Annotated in this window: 17 protein-coding genes; 8 read left to right on the forward strand and 9 right to left on the reverse strand. The window is 31.4% G+C overall.

The features are described 5' to 3' along the window. Positions 1–123 precede the first annotated feature (123 nt). From LPB88_RS00775 to LPB88_RS00795, 5 genes are all read right to left on the reverse strand, one after another. The gene (locus LPB88_RS00775) at positions 124–1,725 is read right to left on the reverse strand and encodes a hypothetical protein (RefSeq protein ID WP_230711920.1); all 1,602 of its coding nucleotides are present in this window, start codon (positions 1,723–1,725) and stop codon (positions 124–126) included. A 71-nt stretch (positions 1,726–1,796) separates the two neighbouring features. After that, on the reverse strand, positions 1,797–2,969 hold the full coding sequence (locus tag LPB88_RS00780; RefSeq protein WP_230711921.1) for a DUF4249 domain-containing protein: 1,173 nt from the start codon (positions 2,967–2,969) through the stop codon (positions 1,797–1,799). Between the two features lie 18 nt (positions 2,970–2,987). Continuing rightward, positions 2,988–5,738, reverse strand: a complete 2,751-nt coding sequence (locus LPB88_RS00785; RefSeq protein WP_230711922.1) for a TonB-dependent receptor domain-containing protein — start codon at positions 5,736–5,738, stop codon at positions 2,988–2,990. Beyond that, complete coding sequence (locus tag LPB88_RS00790) at positions 5,738–6,469, reverse strand: hypothetical protein (protein ID WP_230711923.1); 732 nt, start codon at positions 6,467–6,469, stop codon at positions 5,738–5,740. Before LPB88_RS00790 ends, LPB88_RS00785 begins: the two co-directional genes overlap by 1 nt. Before the next feature lie 188 nt (positions 6,470–6,657). Then, entirely contained in the window at positions 6,658–7,620 is a 963-nt protein-coding gene (locus tag LPB88_RS00795) for a helix-turn-helix domain-containing protein (protein ID WP_230711924.1), read from the reverse strand. Between the two features lie 103 nt (positions 7,621–7,723). Between LPB88_RS00795 and LPB88_RS00800 the strand changes: the two genes are divergently transcribed. Further along, complete coding sequence (locus LPB88_RS00800; protein ID WP_230711925.1) at positions 7,724–8,467, forward strand: LA_2272 family surface repeat-containing protein; 744 nt, start codon at positions 7,724–7,726, stop codon at positions 8,465–8,467. 1 nt (position 8,468) lies between these two features. Next, positions 8,469–9,089, forward strand: a complete 621-nt coding sequence (locus LPB88_RS00805) for a hypothetical protein (RefSeq protein WP_230711926.1) — start codon at positions 8,469–8,471, stop codon at positions 9,087–9,089. 77 nt (positions 9,090–9,166) lie between these two features. On the opposite strand, the gene LPB88_RS00810 is transcribed toward LPB88_RS00805, so the two are convergent. The 3 genes from LPB88_RS00810 to LPB88_RS00820 all read right to left on the reverse strand — a co-directional run bounded on the left by LPB88_RS00810 (position 9,167) and on the right by LPB88_RS00820 (position 12,365). Further along, the gene (locus tag LPB88_RS00810) at positions 9,167–11,302 is read right to left on the reverse strand and encodes a polyribonucleotide nucleotidyltransferase (protein ID WP_230711927.1); all 2,136 of its coding nucleotides are present in this window, start codon (positions 11,300–11,302) and stop codon (positions 9,167–9,169) included. A 177-nt stretch (positions 11,303–11,479) separates the two neighbouring features. Beyond that, complete coding sequence (gene rpsO, locus LPB88_RS00815; RefSeq protein ID WP_026983900.1) at positions 11,480–11,746, reverse strand: 30S ribosomal protein S15; 267 nt, start codon at positions 11,744–11,746, stop codon at positions 11,480–11,482. A 163-nt stretch (positions 11,747–11,909) separates the two neighbouring features. Beyond that, entirely contained in the window at positions 11,910–12,365 is a 456-nt protein-coding gene (locus LPB88_RS00820) for a GAF domain-containing protein (protein WP_230711928.1), read from the reverse strand. Positions 12,366–12,437: 72 nt separating this feature from the next. On the opposite strand from LPB88_RS00820, the gene xrtF reads away from it, so the two are divergent. The 6 genes from xrtF (at position 12,438) to LPB88_RS00850 (ending at position 17,180) form a co-directional block, all read left to right on the forward strand. Further along, positions 12,438–12,974 (forward strand): exosortase family protein XrtF, encoded by a 537-nt coding sequence (gene xrtF, locus LPB88_RS00825; protein ID WP_230711929.1) that lies wholly within the window; start codon positions 12,438–12,440, stop codon positions 12,972–12,974. Continuing rightward, complete coding sequence (locus LPB88_RS00830; RefSeq protein WP_230711930.1) at positions 12,964–13,410, forward strand: exosortase F system-associated protein; 447 nt, start codon at positions 12,964–12,966, stop codon at positions 13,408–13,410. The genes xrtF and LPB88_RS00830 overlap by 11 nt, the downstream gene beginning before the upstream one ends. Positions 13,411–13,456: 46 nt before the next feature. Further along, on the forward strand, positions 13,457–13,855 hold the full coding sequence (locus tag LPB88_RS00835; protein WP_230711931.1) for a hypothetical protein: 399 nt from the start codon (positions 13,457–13,459) through the stop codon (positions 13,853–13,855). Positions 13,856–13,972: 117 nt separating this feature from the next. Next, positions 13,973–15,979, forward strand: a complete 2,007-nt coding sequence (locus tag LPB88_RS00840) for a TonB-dependent siderophore receptor (RefSeq protein ID WP_230711932.1) — start codon at positions 13,973–13,975, stop codon at positions 15,977–15,979. Positions 15,980–16,008: 29 nt separating this feature from the next. Continuing rightward, positions 16,009–16,353, forward strand: coding sequence for a heavy-metal-associated domain-containing protein (locus tag LPB88_RS00845; RefSeq protein ID WP_230711933.1), 345 nt, complete (start codon positions 16,009–16,011; stop codon positions 16,351–16,353). 140 nt (positions 16,354–16,493) lie between these two features. After that, positions 16,494–17,180, forward strand: coding sequence for a DedA family protein (locus tag LPB88_RS00850; RefSeq protein WP_230711934.1), 687 nt, complete (start codon positions 16,494–16,496; stop codon positions 17,178–17,180). 241 nt (positions 17,181–17,421) lie between these two features. Here LPB88_RS00850 and rodA read toward each other — a convergent pair whose 3' ends face one another. Further along, positions 17,422–18,657, reverse strand: a complete 1,236-nt coding sequence (gene rodA, locus LPB88_RS00855) for a rod shape-determining protein RodA (protein ID WP_230711935.1) — start codon at positions 18,655–18,657, stop codon at positions 17,422–17,424. Positions 18,658–18,667: the final 10 nt, after the last annotated feature.

Below are 18,667 nucleotides of genomic sequence, written 5' to 3' on the forward strand. Positions count from 1 at the left end.
AGGAAACATTAAAAACTAAAAATCCCAATTCAAACAAATGAATTGGGGTTTTTGATGAGTAAACTTTTGATAACTAAGTTCTGATCGCTCCTTTTTATTTTTATTGATTTGAATCTTATTGATTTATTCTACTTTAAATATTTTGTCAAGATGAATTAAATCTCCTTTATCACTGAGACCTTCTAATATGATTTGAAAATTACCCGAAATATCAGAAATATAAAAAGGTACAATTATCTCGGTATTTTGTAATCTTATATTTGGTTTCCAAAGCAATTGATATCGATAATCAGGAATTCGATTTGCTGTATTCGATTCGTATTTTGGAGTGTAATATAATTTTGTTGGCTCGGGTCTTAGAATTGTTGTTTTCAGGATGTTTTTGTCAGAATAAATCGTTGCAAAATCCTTGTTTTTTGTAATGATACTTACAATTCCGTTAAATAATTTAGGACCATAATAATAAGGTGCAGAAACTACACTAATACTTTGAATTTGATAAGCATTGTAATTGTATAAGGCATTCATGTCCTGAATTTGCAATCCATCTACCAGAACGACACAAGGTTCAGAAGTTTGTATTACATTATATCTGGTATCTGCTAAATATAAGGAAGGTACTTGATTGTAATCTTTAAAACTAAGTTCTGTAACAATTTCTATTATGGTTTCTTTAAATGTTCGGAATCTGTCAAAGTCATCTAAGTTGTATTTTTTTTCGATGCTTTCAAAAAAAACAGCAGTGTCAGTAGATTCGATTATGCTGTCTTTTTTTTGTGAAAAATAAACATTTTCGATTTGAGTTGCTAATGAGCGTTCCTGAATTGCTTTTAGATTTTTACTGGAAATAGTCGTCCTATTTGAGAAAACTAGATTTGATAAATCCGGGCTTGGTTCTTTGTCAATCGTAATCGAATAATTTTCTCTATCAGATTCTGATAACTGAAAATAACTATCAGATGTATTGGTTTGCTTGTCTATTATAAAAATAAATTTGCCATTTCGATCTGTTTTTGTTGTCTTGAAGATGAAATTTTTTCCCGGAATTGACAGCGTAACTATTTTATAACTTAAATCAGAATTAGCAATTTTCGAGCTTATATGTCCGGTAACAATTTCACCTCTGGTTTCCGGAAGTACCGTTAAATCTTGTTTTAAATATAAATTTATAGTACCATTTTTATTGTCTGACAGAGCAGGAATACTGTCTATTTTTCGGATGCTTAAAAAGTAATTTCCGCTTTCTAATGTTTTCGGAATTATAAGAGAAGCCTTTTCTCGTTTAGAATATTTTTCTTTATTAATACCCAGAATAGTCTTGTTTATTGAGTTTTTTGTTTCGTCTGCATCATTATTTGACTTCTTATCTGCATTGTCAACAATCATGTTTATATTTTCTTGAAATGGATTTATGATTGTAATATCCGTTTCAGAAAAGTTGTTTTGCGTGTTGTTTAGCATCCAGGATGTGTAGGCAATAATTTTGTAATTTCCTGTTGGTAATGTTGTAGGTATAAAATAATCTCCAGATCCTAAGCCGTTTTTTAAACGAACTTTATTTTTAAAAACACTTTCTTTTTGATTATTAATTATTTCAATATAAGCCATTTCACTTATGTCGGAGAGTATCGTGCTTTTATTTAAACAATATAATTGGTAGTAGAGCGTTTCGCCTGTAAGTAATACCGTTGTATTAGTTTTAACCAACATTGATTCTGTACTCAAAATGGTATCGTTTTGAGCATTAAGAGTGTAAGTAATGTTTGCCAATAAAAAAAGTAAGGCTATTTTTTTGATTAATTTTCCCAAAATGAAGGTATTACGTTAGAAGAAAATGATGTACAATCGCCGCATTCTTTGTCGATCATCCAATAGGATGTTGGTGACATACCAGGACCACCTCCTATATAAACATGTGTGGTAAGGACTTTATAATTGTCATCTGGTATTTTGCTAAATGGTATTAACTCAGGTGTACATTGTCTAAAGTACTGTGTTGGATCTACTGAAGGAAATAAGTCCGTGAAATTGAAGAAAATTCTTTTTTTAGCCACTGAAGCAACTTCAAAAAAGCCAATAACTTTTTCAGATGAATCAGTTGCTGATTTTACATTTCCAACAATATACCCAGGCTGGTTTGGAGATAGTAATTCTCCCGAATCAGACATTTTCTTTGATGTGAAGTAATAGTCGTATGCAAAACGATTTTGTGTATATTGAGAAACTTCAATACTGTAACGATTTGCTATTATATAATCGGATTCATTTATAAAACGAACGGGAAAGTTTACTTTGTCTTCAGCTAAATCTGTTGTGTTGGTTTGTATAATTCCAGTAGAGTTCTGAGTACTATAACAAATGTGCGTGTTTGGCTCGGCAGGAACTATTTCCATTTTAAATGTGTTGAGATAAGGCACTAATTTTACACGTTCGGTTGTGGTATAAACAGTTACTACTTTATAGGTCTCTTCATATTCGTAGCGATAATATTTGGAAGTATTTGTTGGATCAAAACTTTTTACATTTATCTGAGCGCCTCGTTGACCCTCTTTTTCCGCAGCAACAGCTTCTAAATCAATAGTGCTTTGAGTTGTCAATGTTTCTTGTGATGAGGTATATGATTTTCCTGAAGCAGATGTAATTTTTAGCTGGTAGTTTTTGTTAGGGACTACTTTAAATTCATTTTCCGAAATATATTTGCCATCTTTTTCGACAAAATGAAACTCATTGTTTTCATTGTCAACAATTATAACTTTTGCTCCTGATTCAGTTTTTTTTATGGTATCATTAAGAGGTCTTGCTCTTGAAATCTTTATTTCCTGATGTTTTAATTCGTTTGTTATTGTAGCTTCAACAATCAATGCACTTTCAAAATCTTGATTCTGAAAAGCATATTGCTCTGTACAACTTGACAAAATAACACATGAAAAAAGAAGGAGTGCTGTTTTTTTGAGAATTGATAAATTCATATTTATAGGATAAATGAATTAAAATTTGATGTTATAAGTTATCGTCGGAATTGGCACAGAAAAAATAGAGGTTTTATAGGCCTTGATTTTTTTGTCCTCAGTAACAAAATATACGTTGTACGGATTGTTTCTTCCAAGAACATTATAAACAGAGACATTCCAGAAGCTATGAGCCAGTTTTTTTATCCTGTGATTTCCTTCAATATTAATCCCGATGTCTAATCTGTAATAGTCAGGAATTCGGTATTTATTGCGGTCACTATATAGTGTTAATGGCTCACCTGCAAAATCATAAGTCGCAATCGGGAAGGTGACAGGTCGGCCGGTTTGATAAACAAAATTAGTTGATAAGCTGTATCTCTTTGTGAATTTGTAATTTAAAATCGCACTAAAATCATGTGGTTTGTCATAATTTGTAGCGAAGTATTCTCCGTTATTTACTTTTTCAGAATCAAATTTACTGTCCAATTTTATTAAAGCTCGGGAGTAAGTATAACTTAACCAGCCATTAAAATTTCCTTTTTCTTTCTTGATTAAAAATTCAACTCCATAAGCTTTTCCTTCTCCTTGTAAAAGCTCTGTTTCTATGTTTTTGTTTAATAATAATTCAGCACCAACTTTGTAATCTAGAATATTTTTTGATTTTTTGTAGTAACCTTCAATGCTAAGTTCTAATGAGTTTTTAATTATATTTTTAAAAATCCCTAATGAGAATTGATTTGAAGATTGTGGTTTTGTATTTAAATCAGAAAGTTTCCATGTGTCTATTGGAGACTGTGTCGTATTGCTCGAAAGTAAGTGTACATATTGGTAGGTTCTGTCAAAACTTGCTTTTATTGATAAATCCGGAAGTATAAAATAACGTGCAGAAATTCTTGGTTCAAAGCCGCCGTAAGTTTTTATTACATCATTATTCGAATAGGTTTTGGTTTCTGTTACTGTTCTGTCCGATTTTGGAAAGTCGCTTTCATAAATGTTTTGAGTAGAAGGCCCAAGTGAAGAAAACATAGAGTAGCGCAATCCTAAATTGATCAATAGCTTATCGTTTACCTTATAGTTTTCGGTAAAAAACAATGCTGATTCTAAACCTTTTTCATTTTGTAAATCAATATTTTTAATTTCAGAGTCATTGTTTGTTGGTTTTAGAAAACCGGGATTTACATTGTATAACTTGCTGCTAATGCCGTAATTAAACACATGCTTTTCATTCAGAATGTATTTCATCTTAAAAATGAACTGAGTTTCGTTTATTCTGTAACCATAATCAAAAGATTTTTCAGGTTGAGAATTGTAGTTGATATTAAATTTATATTGGCTGCTGGTAATAATAAAGGAAGATTTATTTTTCTCATTAAAATCATGATCCCATTTTACGGTCGCTAATTGATTGTTATACTTGTAGACAGAGTCTGAAGAAATACGGTATTTGTCATGACTATAATAGAATGAAGTTTCGAGATTGTCCTTTTTAGTGAGTTGATGATTGTATTTTAAAAGGATATCATAAAAAGAAGCTTGACTATTTTCTAAATTTGAATCTTTGATAGTTTTTAAAATCCAATCAGAATAACTTGCTCTACCGCCAAATAGTAAACTGGATTTTCCTTTTACAACCGGAATATCGAGTGTTACATTGCTCATTACAGGTCCAATTCCAGCTTCGCCCGATACTTTCTCGGTATCGCCACTTTTAGATTTAATGTCAAAAACAGACGAAAGGCGTCCTCCAAATTCGGCTGGAATACTACCTTTATAGATATCTGCCTTTTTTGTTGTAAAAGGATTCACCGAAGAAAAGAAACCTAAAAAATGAGACGGATTGTATAGAACAGCATTGTCTAATAAAAAGAGGTTTTGGTCATCTTTTCCTCCTCGAACATTAAAGCCGGCAGAGCCTTCTCCAGTTGTTTTTATACCAGGAAGTGTTGTTGCAACTTTAAAAATGTCTCTTTCGCCTAATATTAAAGGAACATTTTTGATGTTCTCAATATCAATACTAGTAAGACCTGTTATAGCCGAAGTTACATTTCTTGTTTTTTTATTTTCAATAACAATCTCTTTTAGAGCATTTACATTTTCTTCCAGATTAAAATCAACCTTTCCATTACTATAAAGGACAATTTTTTTGAGTTTTGTTCCATGAGTAAGAGATAGTGTTTCGATTGTATTAATTCCTGCGGGTATTTTAAAACTGTAATAACCATTTACATCACTTGTTGTACTAAAGTCTTTATCTTTTACCTTAACAGTAACATTGTATTCGGGTTTTCCTGAGGTTTTATTTCTGATGTAACCTGACAAAGTATGCATTTGCAAATTATTTGCTAAAGATTGTTTTCCTAGCATAATAATCGAGTCAGAATCTCTTTTTGTGTCCTTTAGATATTGTTTGTTATAAATGGGTGCGGCTAGTGGTTTATCATTTTTAAAAGGAGTATTTTCAAAATACTTCTCAGATATAGAATTTGATATTAAAGATGCATTACTTAAAATGATGCTATTTCTATCAATGTAATAGTTTATGGTTGTATTATTAAAAATGTCATCTAAAACTATTGTAATAGATGTATTTTGAAATTTCCCAGAAATGAGCTCGTCGTTAGATAACCATTGTTCATTAAAATAAAAATGAAAAGCACTGTTGTTTTCGATTATTTCAATGACCTTTTTCCGTGTTACATTAGAATATTCTATAGAAATATTTTTTTCTTGAGAAAAAAGGAAGATCGGTAGTAAAAAGAATAAGAAACCTAAGAGATGTTTTTTCATTAAATTTTCCAACTAAGACTTTGTAAATTGTTATCAATAAATTTTATCAAATCTGCTTTAAATTGATCTGGATTAGTTTCTTCCAGAAATTTATTCTTTCTGTAATAATCTTTAATTTCAGATTTTAATTGAGGGAATATTGATGAAATCTCCTTTTGAGTATTTATCGTTCTGAATTTTGATTCAAAAAGAAGTTCGGAATTACTATGTTCTTCAAACTCTGTATATACTGCACTTTCGGTAACAACTTCTTTGGAGGTTTTAAAATGCTTGATATATAAGGAAAAATTTTTTCCCAGATATTTTTCTTCAAAAAAACCGGTTGCATCTTTTGGGTATTTGTATTTATTATCAATATTGACAAATGTTTTTCCTCCTATCAAAAAGTAATCGGTTTTTTCGCTTATTAAGTCAATGGCTAATGAATTAGTGTTTCCAAATGATTTTACAAGTTGGTCTTTGTAGATGTCATACTTTATAGGGACATTTTCATATAGTTGATTGTCATAATAAATAGTACCAGTGACAAAATTTTTGTTTAAATAGTAATTATGATCATTTTTAAGATTGTAATGATCGATATGAATTTTGCCGTTATTACTATTTAGAATTTCATCTCCAACGGTTTTGTCAAAATAATTGGAGATTTCTTTTTTTGCATTTGATTGGCAAAAACTGGAGTAGCTTATAAGGATAGAAATTATTGTTGCGTAATTTATCTGTTTCAGCATTTAAGATTTTTTTGTAAGGAAATTTAAATGTAAGGCAATTGAAATAAATTAACAGTATTATTTTGCAATTTTTTTGCAGTTTTGTGCAATTTTATTGATTTATAACAAAAAATTCCGTTTCAGTTAAATGAAACGGGATTTCTCTATGAATAAACTTTTAAGTAAACTAAGATTAGGAATGTCTGGTTTTAAAATAATAAGTCAACTTGAGAATTAATCTTTTCAATATAATAATCTATTTTTCGAATGGCTCGATTAAAGAATAGATTTTGTTCCTTAATTCCTGATTGTCCTAAAGGTTTTGAGTTTATAATTTGCTGTTTGAAAAATTGGTGCACGTTTTTACAACTTTCTTCATTATCAGTAATAAAATATCCCAGCAGTGTATAAGGAACAAACATAGTTAGCTTTTCTTCTGTTTCTATGAGCATATTATTGTTTAATAATATTAACTCATTATAATAAATATTAAAATTATTATTTGCCGTATTACATTTTTCCTGAATTAAATTGATAATTCTTTTCAAGTCTTTGCATAAAGCATTTGCATTTTTTAAAGAAAGTAAACCTGCCTCATGAAAGTATAAAATTTGTTGTAAACTACTGTTTATTGTAGTGTCGTTCCAAATTTCATTTACTACAGTGTTTTCGTATACACTTTTTAATTTTTGCATGTATTCTGCAAATGATTCTTCGATTATAAAACTTTCAAAAGTTACTTTTTTTTGATGGCTGTTTAAAAGGTTGAGCCAGACAAAAGCTTTGAATTTTGATAAAATCGTTCCGTCCATAAAATAAAAAAGCGGAATATCTTTGGCGGAATAAAATAGTGTTGTTTTTGGATTTTTTGTTAGTATTTCGATTTGTTCTGCTGATGTTTTGAAATATTGAAGCATATCTTTTAACGTTTCTATTTCAATAGTTTTTTCAACAATTACCTTTTCTTTTTTAGAAAATAAATTATCCAGCGAAATATTAAAATGATCTGCTAGTTTGATAGTTTCGTCTATCGAAAATTTACTTTTTCCAGATATTCTTCTATGAGATGCGTCATAGCTTATTTCTAAAACTGTTGCAATCTCATCTATTACAGAAGCTGATTTTGGGATTGTACTTCTAATTGCCTTTAAAAAAGATTCCTGATATTTCATAATTTGCGATAATCACAAATATAAGAAATAGTTTTATTGATTTAAGCAAATCGATATGTGATAATTGCAATAGGTTTGTCCTGTAATTTTAAAACAATAATTTATGAAAACATCAATTTTAGTAGTTCTTAGTTTTGTTTTTGGATGTTCTTACGGTCAGAATTCTATTCTAGTTCAAAATGATTCTGTCGAGCAACATTCACAAATCTTCAGTCTTTCGCCAATGTCTAAAAAGGTAGATGAAGTAAACGGGCTTGTATTAGGAATTGGTCATGTTGAGAATAAAAATATAGAAAACCAAACCATTAATGGTATAAATATAGAAGCAAATCCGGCACCGGTTGTTGGAGCTTTTATGGCATTTATGTCATTGGGATACCTGCCTGAAATAATTAAGAATAACAAGAAGAGTGATAGCATTAAAAACACAGAAGAAGGTTATAAAATTAAGAATATGAGTTATACTCCCCATTTAAAATTGAATGGATTGAATATTAGTACGGGATGTTTTTTTACTACAACTAGTATGAGCGGATTAAATATTTCTGCCGGAAATAAATTCAAAAATTTTAATGGACTATCGATTACTGTTTTAGGAACAATTGCTGACCATCAAAACGGAATTGCGATTGGTATTTATAATGCTAATAATGATTTAGCGGGTTCAACAGTAGGAGTTTATAATCAATCGTATCAATTAAGCGGTTTGCATTTAGGAATTTTTAATCAAACCAGAATTAATAGGGGATTACAAATTGGGGTTTTAAACAAATCAAATTCAAAAGGTTTTCAATTAGGACTTTGGAATGTAAATAATAAAAGGTCAATGCCTTTTTTAAATTGGTAAGATGATGAATAAACTATTTTTAATATTGATTTGCATAATTTCTCAATTTGCTTTTTCTCAAAATGATAAATCATCTCCAATAAATGAATATGAAAGAATTTATGTCGAAGCTGGTTTTGTACAGCCAATAGGAAAGCTGTCTAATAAATTTGAATTGTCACCATCATTTGGTTTTTGGTTTAGAAATAAAATGGATAGGGAAGATTATATCGATTTTGGATTTAATTTTTTTATACCAAAAAATCCGATCGAGCCCAATTTTAAATATCGTGATTCAGTTGTACAATATAAATCGAGTCATTTTGCTATAAATATCGGAACGCGTTTTGCAAAAGTTATTCCGTTATCTCAGCGAACGACAAATTTTAATTTAGAATGGAATTCAGGAATTGGGTTGGCGTTGAATTTTTATAATGCTCCAAAGGAATTAGAGTTTGATGACGGGGAACATACAAAAGAGGTTTTGACTACATTTTATCTGTCGCAAGGAATTAAGGTTAATTATAAAAATGTTGGATTGCAATGTCATTATCAATGGTCACCTTATAATTTATTTAATGATCAGGTTGAAAAAGATTTTGGCTCGCAGAGTTTAATGTTTGGAATAGTTTATCGACAATAGTAAAAAACTAAAAACCCCAAGTCAAATAAATGAATTGGGGTTTTCTATGAATAAACCTTTAGTAAACTAAGATCTGATTACTCTTTTTTCTCCTCACGTGGAGGTCTTTGTAAAAGCGCTTTTCTTGACACTTTTTCTTTTTTAGTTTTAGGATCAACTCCTAGGTATTTCACTTCAAATACATCGCCCATGTTTACAACATCAGTAACATTTTCAGTACGTTCCCAAGCTAATTCAGAAACGTGTAATAAAACCTCGTTTCCTGGCGCAGAAGTATATTCTACTACAGCTCCAAAATCTAACATTTTAATTACTTTTACTTCATAAGCTTCTCCCATTTGTGGTTTGAAAGTGATTGACTTAATTTTAGCCAATACTGCTTCAATTCCAGCAGGATCTGTACCTAAGATTTCGATAACACCTTCGTCATTTACCTCGTTGATTACGATAGTTGTTCCGGTAGCTTTTTGTAATTCCTGAATTACTTTTCCACCAGGTCCAATTAACGCTCCAATAAAGTTTCCAGGAATAGTTCTGGTAATGATTTTTGGAGAATGCGCTTTAACATCTGCATTTGGTTTAGCAAGAGTTTCAAGCAATTTCCCTAAAATATGCAAACGTCCATCACGAGCCTGAGCCAAAGCCTGCTCCATAATTTCGTATTTCAATCCGTCAATTTTAATATCCATTTGACAAGCTGTAATACCTTCTGAAGTTCCAGTTACTTTGAAATCCATATCTCCTAAGTGATCTTCATCACCTAAAATGTCAGATAAAACCGCAAAACGATCACCATCAGTAATCAATCCCATAGCAATACCAGAAACTGGACGAATCATTTGAATACCGGCATCCATTAACGCTAATGTTCCAGCACAAACTGTAGCCATAGAAGAGGATCCATTTGATTCTAATACTTCAGAAACAACTCTGATAGTATATGGATTTTCAGCAGGAATCATGTTTTTCAATGCTCTTTGTGCTAAGTTTCCGTGACCAACTTCTCTTCTTGAAGTTCCTCTTAAAGGACGAGCTTCTCCTGTAGAAAATGGAGGGAAGTTATAATGCAAATAGAATTTTTCTTCTCCTTGTTCAGATGGTGAATCAATTTGGTTTGCTTCTCTAGATGTTCCTAAAGTTGCAGTTGCCAATGCTTGAGTTTCTCCACGTGTAAACAATGCAGAACCGTGTACAGATGGTAAATAATCTACTTCACACCAGATAGGTCTGATTTCTGTAGTTTTTCTTCCGTCTAGACGAGTTCCTAAGTCTAAAGTTACGTTACGAACAGCTTCTTTATTGGTTTTGTAGAAATATTTAGAAACTAAGTCTCCGTTTTCTGCCAATTCTTCTTCTGTAAATAATGCTTTTACTTCTTCTTTTACAGCATCAAACGCAGCAGAACGTTCGTGTTTAGCCGAACCAACTTTTGCAATGTTGTAAATTTTATCATAAGCCGCTGCTTTTACTTTTGCGTAAATAGCATCGTCAGTTTTTTCAGTTTCATAAGTACGAACTTCTTTTTTTCCAAAAGCAATTGCTAATCTTTCCTGAGCAGCAATTTGTACTTTAATATGTTCGTGAGCAAATTTAATTGCTTCTAACATTTCAGCTTCTGAGATTTCTTTCATTTCTCCTTCTACCATTGCGATAGAATCAGTCGAAGCTCCAATCATCATATCTATATCAGATAATTCTAATTGTGCACGAGATGGATTGATGATAAATTTACCGTCAATTCTTCCAACTCTCGCTTCAGAAATTAAAGTTTCAAAGGGAATGTCAGACAATGCAAGTGCTGCCGAAGCGGCTAATCCTGCTAATGCATCCGGCATTACTTCTTCGTCATGAGACATTAACTGAATCATAACCTGAACTTCTGCGTGATAGTCACTTGGGAAAAGCGGACGTAAAACACGGTCAACTAATCTCATTGTTAATACTTCGCTGTCGCTAGGGCGAGCTTCTCTCTTGAAGAAACCACCTGGAAAACGACCTGCTGCTGCAAATTTTTCGCGGTAATCTACCGTTAACGGTAAAAAGTCAATACCTGGACTTGCTTTTCTTGATGATACAACTGTTCCTAAAATAACAGTTTTACCAATTCTTACTACTACAGAACCATCAGCTTGTTTAGCTAAACGCCCTGTCTCGATTGTGATGCTTCTGCCATCACCTAAATCGATACTTTCTACAAATAATTGTGGAATCATAATTTTTTCCTTATTGGTTATACAATGGGTTTTAGTTGTGTTGTAGTTGTTGTGTGTAGTTGTTGTTTATTCTAAAACCCAATGAAAAACCAAACTTTTTTTCTTTTAAAAATGCTTGTAATATTTATAATCTGTAAAAACAAAAAGAGGCACTTTCGCACCTCTTTTCTATATTGATTATTTTCTGATATTCAATACTTTGATAATCTCACGATATCTGTTGATCTCTTTCTTTTTCAAGTAATCCAACAAAGCTCTTCTTTTACCTACTAATAGTACAAGTGAACGCTCAGTGTTGTAATCGTGACGATTTTTTTTCAAGTGCTCAGTTAAGTGTGAAATTCTGTAAGTGAACAATGCAATCTGACCTTCTGCGCTTCCAGTGTTTGTTGCAGCACCGTGTTGAGCGAAAATCTCTTCTTTCTTTTCTTTAGTTAAATACATTCCAATATTATTTAATGATTTTTATGTAGTCGTACATCTTTTGTAAGACGGTGCAAAATTAGAACTTTTTTTCGGAAAAAATAAATTTAAAGATCGAAAAATTTGAAGATTAAATAATTTAGATCCAAAATAATCAGTTTTAAGCATTTAATTCGCCTAAAAATTAATATAATTTTGCAACTTCCTGATTTACAAATTCTAAAAATCTTTCGTCAGCTTCAGTAAAAGGATCTATAACGTGGCTGTCGATATCAATTTGGCCAATATTTACACCATCAACAAATAAAGGAACTACAATTTCTGATTTTACCGTAAAACTACAAGCAATATAATTGTCTTGAGCGGCAACGTCCGGCACCACAAAATTTGCATTGCTTTCAGCTACTTGTCCGCAAATTCCTTTTCCAAACGGAATAACAGTATGATCTGTTTCTGCGCCAACATAAGGGCCTAAGTGCAAGGTTTTGTTTTCATGATTGGCAAAATAAAAACCAACCCAGTTATAATACTCTACATTTGCATTTAAAAGTTGGCAAATGGCTAATAATTTTTCGTCTCTAAGTGTATTAGTGTCAGCTACAATAGCGCTTATTTTTGGTTGTAATTCTTGAAATGTCATGATATAAAAATTTTATACAAAAGTATTTAAAGCTAAACTCAAAAAATACATAAATTTGAAAAAAAAATCCCTTTGAGAAAATATTTAATACAGTTCAAACCTTTCCTGATTTTTATAGGTACTTTTTTTACCGCTTATATTGTACTTACATTTATATATAAGGTCTATTTGAGTAGTTTTGAAGTAAGTGATGTCGATGGAATTACAAAAATCGTAGGTCGTAATGTCGAACAATTAATGCAATTGTTTAATCAGGATTTTCAAGTCGATAAAAACCACTTGAATTCATGGTTAGATATCTGGTATAATAAAAAACATATGGCACGAATTATCGAAGGCTGTAATGCAGTTAGTGTTATTATTTTGTTCGTTTCGTTTGTTGTTGCTTTCTCTGGAAAGTTTAAACCAACGTTGTTTTTTATTTTATTTGGAATTCTGTTAATATATATATGTAATGTTGTTCGAATTGCTTCATTAGTTGTTTTGGTTTATAATTTTCCCGGGTACACTCATTTTTTGCACGGCGTCTTTTTTCCTTTAGTTATTTACGGAATAGTATTTACTTTATGGTTTTTTTGGATTAATAAATTTTCAAAATATGCTAGATAATATAAAGGAGTACAAATTAAAAATTCTGGTTTCGATTCTGGTTGTGTTTTGTTTTGGAGTTATCAGAGCATTTGAAGATCAATTGTTTTATGATCCCTTTTTGGTTTACTTCAAAGAAAATTTTAAAAATTTGCCTTTTCCTGAAGTTGATTATTTTAAACTTTTCTTCGGACTTTTTTTTAGGTATGTTCTAAATACAGTGCTGTCTTTACTGTTAATTTATGTATTGTTTCAAGATATAGAAATTCTTAAATTCAGTACATTTATGTATGGCTTTTTTCTGGTGCTTCTTTTTGTAATGTTTTTTATCATTATTAAATACTTTCCAGATGCAAACTGGCTTCTTTTTTATGTAAGACGGTTTATTATTCAGCCTATATTTATATTGTTGTTTATTCCGGCATTTTATTATCAGCAGCAAAATCTTAAAAAATAACATTTTATTAAATCTTTTTTAAAGTCTTTTTAGGTATTTTTGCGGTATGAATGTAAAGAAGTGCACCGGATTATTTTTAGCGTTCCTATTGTTGGTTTCCAACATTGGGTTTGCTTTTGATGTGCATTATTGTGGAGGCGAAATTGCTTCTGTTTCATTAAATACTACAGCTTCTGCATCTCGTGAAAAGAAATGTTGCGGAGCTTCCGAAAAAAAATCATCTTGTTGTAAAGACAAAGTAGTTCATTTCGAAAAGAAATCAGATAATGCTACTTTTAAGGTTTTCTTTTTTCAATTAGCTTTTCCTGCGGTAATTCAGGATTACAAGCCAATGGTTTTTGTTTCGATCCCGAATTTCAAAAGCAATCAGATCACTTCGTATTACGCTGATGCGAATGCGCCGCCCTTATTTAAATTATACAATCAATACATTTTTTACTCCTGATTTTAATGTTTAGAATCAAGCTGTTTATTGGCTTGCATTATACTGTTTAGTTATTTTTTCATTTAATGAGAATTTCTATAAAAACAGTTTTTCTAATTAACATTAAAATCATTTTTTATGCAAAAAAATATCATGCTTTTTTGTATGATTTTATTTTCTATTTCTGCTTTTTCACAAGAAGATTTAGAGGAAGTTAAAATCACAAAGAAGCAAAAAGGAATTAAAAAATCCTATACGCTTACCTCAAATACATCTGTTATTACGAGTAAAGAACTGCTGAAAGCGGCATGTTGTAATTTGGCCGAAAGCTTCGAGACAAATCCGTCAATCGATGTGAATTTTTCTGATGCTTTAACAGGAACAAAACAAATAAAAATGTTAGGGCTTACAAGTCCGTATTTGATGATTACCGAGGAGAATATCCCTTCGGTACGTGGAGCTTCTCAGGCTTACGGATTGTCATTTACACCTGGGACATGGATTGAAAGTGTTCAGATTACCAAAGGAGCCGGAAGTGTAATTAACGGTTACGAAAGTATTTCGGGGCAAATAAATACAGAGCTTCTAAAACCATTAAACGACATTCCGTTCTTTTTGAATGTCTACGGTTCTACCGATGCAAGGTTTGAGGTAAACACGCATTTCAATAAAAAACTATCTGATAAATGGGCGACAAGTTTGTTCGTTCACGGAAATGCACGTGTCGCAAAAAACGACATGAATGACGATGGTTTTCTGGATAATCCGCTAGGGAAACAAATCAACGTTTTAAATCGCTATCAATATTATGATGCAGAAAGCGGTTTGGTAAGTTTTATCAATTTCAGATATATGAATGATAAAAAACAAACAGGAGAAGTTGATTTTGATAAAGACAGAGATCGCGGAACTACAAATCACTGGGGCTCAGAAATCAACACAGAGCGGTTTGATGTTTCTACAAAAATTGGGTATGTTTTTAAAGATATGCCATATCAAAGTATTGGTTTTCAGAATGCTTTTAATAGTCATAATCAGAATTCTTATTTTGGTTTGAATTTGTATGATATTAAGCAGAATAGTTTTTATTCGAATTTGATTTTCAATTCGATTATCAATAATACCATGCACAAGTTCTCGACAGGTTTAAATTTTACTTACGACCAATATCAGGAATTTGTGAACGTAAATGATTATAGCAGAATCGATAATTCGGTTGGAGCATTCTTTGAATATACGTATGATAATACAGATAATTTCAGTTTAATTCTGGGTGGAAGAGTAGATAATCATAATCGTTTAGGCTTTTTTGTAACGCCCCGTTTACACATGAGATACAATCCGTGGAAAGATGGAGTTATTCGTTTTTCTGCCGGAAGAGGAAAACGTTCGGCTAACATTTTTGCCGAGAATCAACAGCTTTTTGCAAGTTCAAGAACATTCTCAATTTTAGACCATAGCGGAAAAATTTATGGTTTGAATCCTGAAATTGCTTGGAATTATGGGGTTAGTTTTTCTCAGAAGTTTAAAATTTTCAATAAAAATGCCGAAGCAGGATTTGATTTCTACAGAACCGATTTTCAAAATCAGGCCGTTGTCGATTTGATGCAGAGTCCGCAAGAAGTTTTGTTTTATAATCTAAAAGGAAGTTCGTTTGCAAATAGTTTTCAGTTTGAGTTCAATTATGAGTTGATTCATAATTTAAATTTGAGAACAGCCTATAAATATTACGATATTCAAACCGATTATTTGAGAGGAACTTTTCAGCGTCCGTTACAGGCAAAACACCGTTTTTTAGGAAATTTGGAGTATGAAACGCAATTAAGCAATGGAAAACAATGGAAGTTTGATTATACTTTTAATTGGTCAGGAAAACAACAATTACCTTATACAGCATCAAATCCTGTAGAGGATCAGTTCCCTGATTTTTCGCCATCTTATGCTGTTATGAATATGCAGGTTACAAGAGTGCTTTCGCCTGTTTTTGAAGTATATGTTGGAGGAGAAAACATTGGAAATTACAAACAACAGAAAGCAATTTTGGGTGCCGAAGATCCTTTTGGACCTAATTTTGATGCTTCTGTAGCATACGCACCAATTTTTGGACAAATGTATTACGCAGGATTACGATTTAAAATAAAATAATAAATTTATAAACTTTAATAATAGACAAAATGAAAAATATACTTTTAATTGCATTAGTAGCTTTTTTAGGATTTTCCGCGCAAGCTCAAACTAAGAAAAATAAGAATTTAAAATACACTACAGAAGTAAATGGTAATTGTGAACAATGTAAAAAGCGTATCGAGAAAGCTGCGTTTGGAGTTCCAGGGGTTAAATTTGCAAGTTGGGATATTAGTTCACATGAATTAACGGTGATTTTAAATGAAGAAAAATCGTCGCCTGCCGATTTAAATAAGGCAATTGCCAAAGTTGGCCATGATACTAAAGAAGTTAAAGCGACAGTAGCTGATTATGACAATTTGCATTCTTGTTGTAAATACGTACGAGAAGAATAATCGTAGAGAAAAATAGTGAGAGCCTAGGGATAACTTGGGCTTTTTTAATAGTTAATTTATCTTTAAAATATCGTATTTTATTGTGGCTAAACTAAATTATTGTTACTTTCACGAACTTATAAATATAACCAAGCGCGTTTATGAATAATTTTGATTGGACTCAATTAATTAACCCTGAATTTTATATTACACTAAGTATCGGTGGTTTTCAAATTGGTTTATTTATTGTTTTGTTTATAGTTTTTGCTGAAACAGGACTTTTTGCCGGATTTTTTCTGCCTGGAGACAGTTTGCTTTTTTTAGCAGGTATTTATAGCCGTGATTTAATTCAGAATGTTGTTGATATACCAGCTGATTTTCTAAACGTATTTATACTTTCTACTCTGGTTGCTATAATGGGAGTTTTGGGTAATATGACAGGTTATTGGTTTGGAGCTAAAAGTGGGTATTATCTGTTTAAAAAAGAAGATACATTCTGGTTTAAAAAGAAGTACTTATTGCAATCTAAAGATTTCTTTGAAAAATATGGTGGTAAAGCAATTATCTATGCGCGTTTCTTGCCAATTTTCAGAACCTTCGCACCAATTATTGCAGGTATAGTTTCTATGGATAAAAAGAATTTTATGTTCTATAATATTTTAAGCTCATTTTTATGGTCTTTTGTATTGATCTTTTCAGGACATTATTTGTATGGAGTATTTCTAAAACAAGGAATAGATTTAAAGCAACACATAGAATATATCATTGTAATCATTATTATAATATCTACATTTCCGGTTCTTCTTAAGCTTTTAAAGAAAAGACCAAGTGAAAATGAAAATATATAAAGATAAAAACTAAAAAAGGTCCGAAGTTTAAACTTCGGACCTTTTTTTATGCTTGATAGTGATTTTAATAATTCTTTGTTGAATTCCCCTTAAGCTATGTAGAATTGATTGTTATTTGAGTTTATTAAGCCTTAGAAAGGTCTTATAATTTGCTTCTAAACAATGTTTCTTCTATAATTGATTTGATATTGTTAAGTTGGAATTTGGTATTTAAAAAATTGAAATTTGACTTTTCAAAAGTTTACCATTCATTTACTTTATTTGCATCCATTTTTAAGAAGATAAACAGTAAAATGGTGAATCCCCAAAGTCCTGAACCTCCATAAGAAAAGAATGGTAAAGGAACTCCAATTGTTGGAAAAATTCCAATAACCATGGCAATGTTTACGAAGAAGTGAGTAAATAAAATTCCGGCAACACAGTAACCGTAAACTCTGCTGAATTTTGTTTTCTGTCTTTCTGCCAGGTAAATTACTCTTAAAAATAGGCCAACAAAAAGTGCGATAACAACCAATGAACCCACAAAGCCCCATTCTTCACCAACAGTTGTAAAGATGTAGTCAGTATGTTGTTCGGGAACGAATCCTCCTTTTGTTTGTGTTCCTTCCAGGAAACCTTTTCCTATCCAACCTCCAGATCCAATTGCAATTTCCGATTGGTTAGTGTTGTATCCAATACCTTTCATATCGACACTTTTTCCAAGTAAAATATTGAAACGGTCACGGTGGTGTTGCTTAAATATATGATCAAAAACATAATCAACAGATAATACAAAAGCAGACATAACGGCTAGTAAAATACCGCTTAAAATAATATTTCGATCGACAGCTCTTCCTTTAAAATGTATAATTGCGAGTACTCCAAAAGCTATTAGAATAACGGCATAAGGTTCTAAAACGAGGGTTAATACAAATAATAAAATAGTAATAAAACCAGTCCAAACGTACCAAGATGGCAATCCTTCTCTGTATAAAACAACGATAAATATACTATAGATCAACGCGCTTCCCGGATCGGGCTGCGGTAAAATCAATAATACGGGCAAAAAGACAATAGCCAGAGCCTGAATTTGCCTGTTGGTTTCTTTTAAATTGATCTGAGTATCACTTAAATATTTGGCTAATGCCAATGATGTAGCGGCTTTTGCAAACTCAGATGGTTGCAAAGTAAAACTTCCAATGGCGTACCAACATCTTTGACCGGCAATAGTTTTTCCAAATAGAAATAATCCGGCTAATGATAATAAAGAGACTCCAAAAATTATAGTAGCATATTTTTCGTAAAATTTTCCGTCAACAAAAAGTACGACAAAAATCAATGGAATCGTACAACCAATGAAAATTAATTGTTTTTGATAGGTTCCTTCAGTCGATAATAATGATGATGAATAGATATTTAGCCACCCTAATGTCACCAACGCAATGTAGATAAAAACGCTTATCCAGTCAATGTTATTTTTTACACTTTGATTTTTCATTTGAAATAAT

This window comes from Flavobacterium sp. JAS (genome assembly GCF_020991455.1).
GTDB lineage: Bacteria > Bacteroidota > Bacteroidia > Flavobacteriales > Flavobacteriaceae > Flavobacterium.

Excerpts from the sequence above, each read along its gene's own strand:
- rpsO (WP_026983900.1), bottom strand. The coding sequence starts at position 11,746 with ATGTATTTAACTAAAGAAAAGAAAGAAGAGATTTTCGCTCAACACGGT.
- LPB88_RS00780 (WP_230711921.1), bottom strand. The coding sequence starts at position 2,969 with ATGAATTTATCAATTCTCAAAAAAACAGCACTCCTTCTTTTTTCATGT.
- LPB88_RS00800 (WP_230711925.1), top strand. The coding sequence starts at position 7,724 with ATGAAAACATCAATTTTAGTAGTTCTTAGTTTTGTTTTTGGATGTTCT.
- LPB88_RS00790 (WP_230711923.1), bottom strand. The coding sequence starts at position 6,469 with ATGCTGAAACAGATAAATTACGCAACAATAATTTCTATCCTTATAAGC.
- LPB88_RS00850 (WP_230711934.1), top strand. The coding sequence starts at position 16,494 with ATGAATAATTTTGATTGGACTCAATTAATTAACCCTGAATTTTATATT.
- LPB88_RS00785 (WP_230711922.1), bottom strand. The coding sequence starts at position 5,738 with ATGAAAAAACATCTCTTAGGTTTCTTATTCTTTTTACTACCGATCTTC.
- LPB88_RS00840 (WP_230711932.1), top strand. The coding sequence starts at position 13,973 with ATGCAAAAAAATATCATGCTTTTTTGTATGATTTTATTTTCTATTTCT.
- LPB88_RS00830 (WP_230711930.1), top strand. The coding sequence starts at position 12,964 with ATGCTAGATAATATAAAGGAGTACAAATTAAAAATTCTGGTTTCGATT.
- LPB88_RS00835 (WP_230711931.1), top strand. The coding sequence starts at position 13,457 with ATGAATGTAAAGAAGTGCACCGGATTATTTTTAGCGTTCCTATTGTTG.
- LPB88_RS00810 (WP_230711927.1), bottom strand. The coding sequence starts at position 11,302 with ATGATTCCACAATTATTTGTAGAAAGTATCGATTTAGGTGATGGCAGA.
- LPB88_RS00820 (WP_230711928.1), bottom strand. The coding sequence starts at position 12,365 with ATGACATTTCAAGAATTACAACCAAAAATAAGCGCTATTGTAGCTGAC.
- LPB88_RS00805 (WP_230711926.1), top strand. The coding sequence starts at position 8,469 with ATGATGAATAAACTATTTTTAATATTGATTTGCATAATTTCTCAATTT.
- LPB88_RS00795 (WP_230711924.1), bottom strand. The coding sequence starts at position 7,620 with ATGAAATATCAGGAATCTTTTTTAAAGGCAATTAGAAGTACAATCCCA.
- rodA (WP_230711935.1), bottom strand. The coding sequence starts at position 18,657 with ATGAAAAATCAAAGTGTAAAAAATAACATTGACTGGATAAGCGTTTTT.
- LPB88_RS00845 (WP_230711933.1), top strand. The coding sequence starts at position 16,009 with ATGAAAAATATACTTTTAATTGCATTAGTAGCTTTTTTAGGATTTTCC.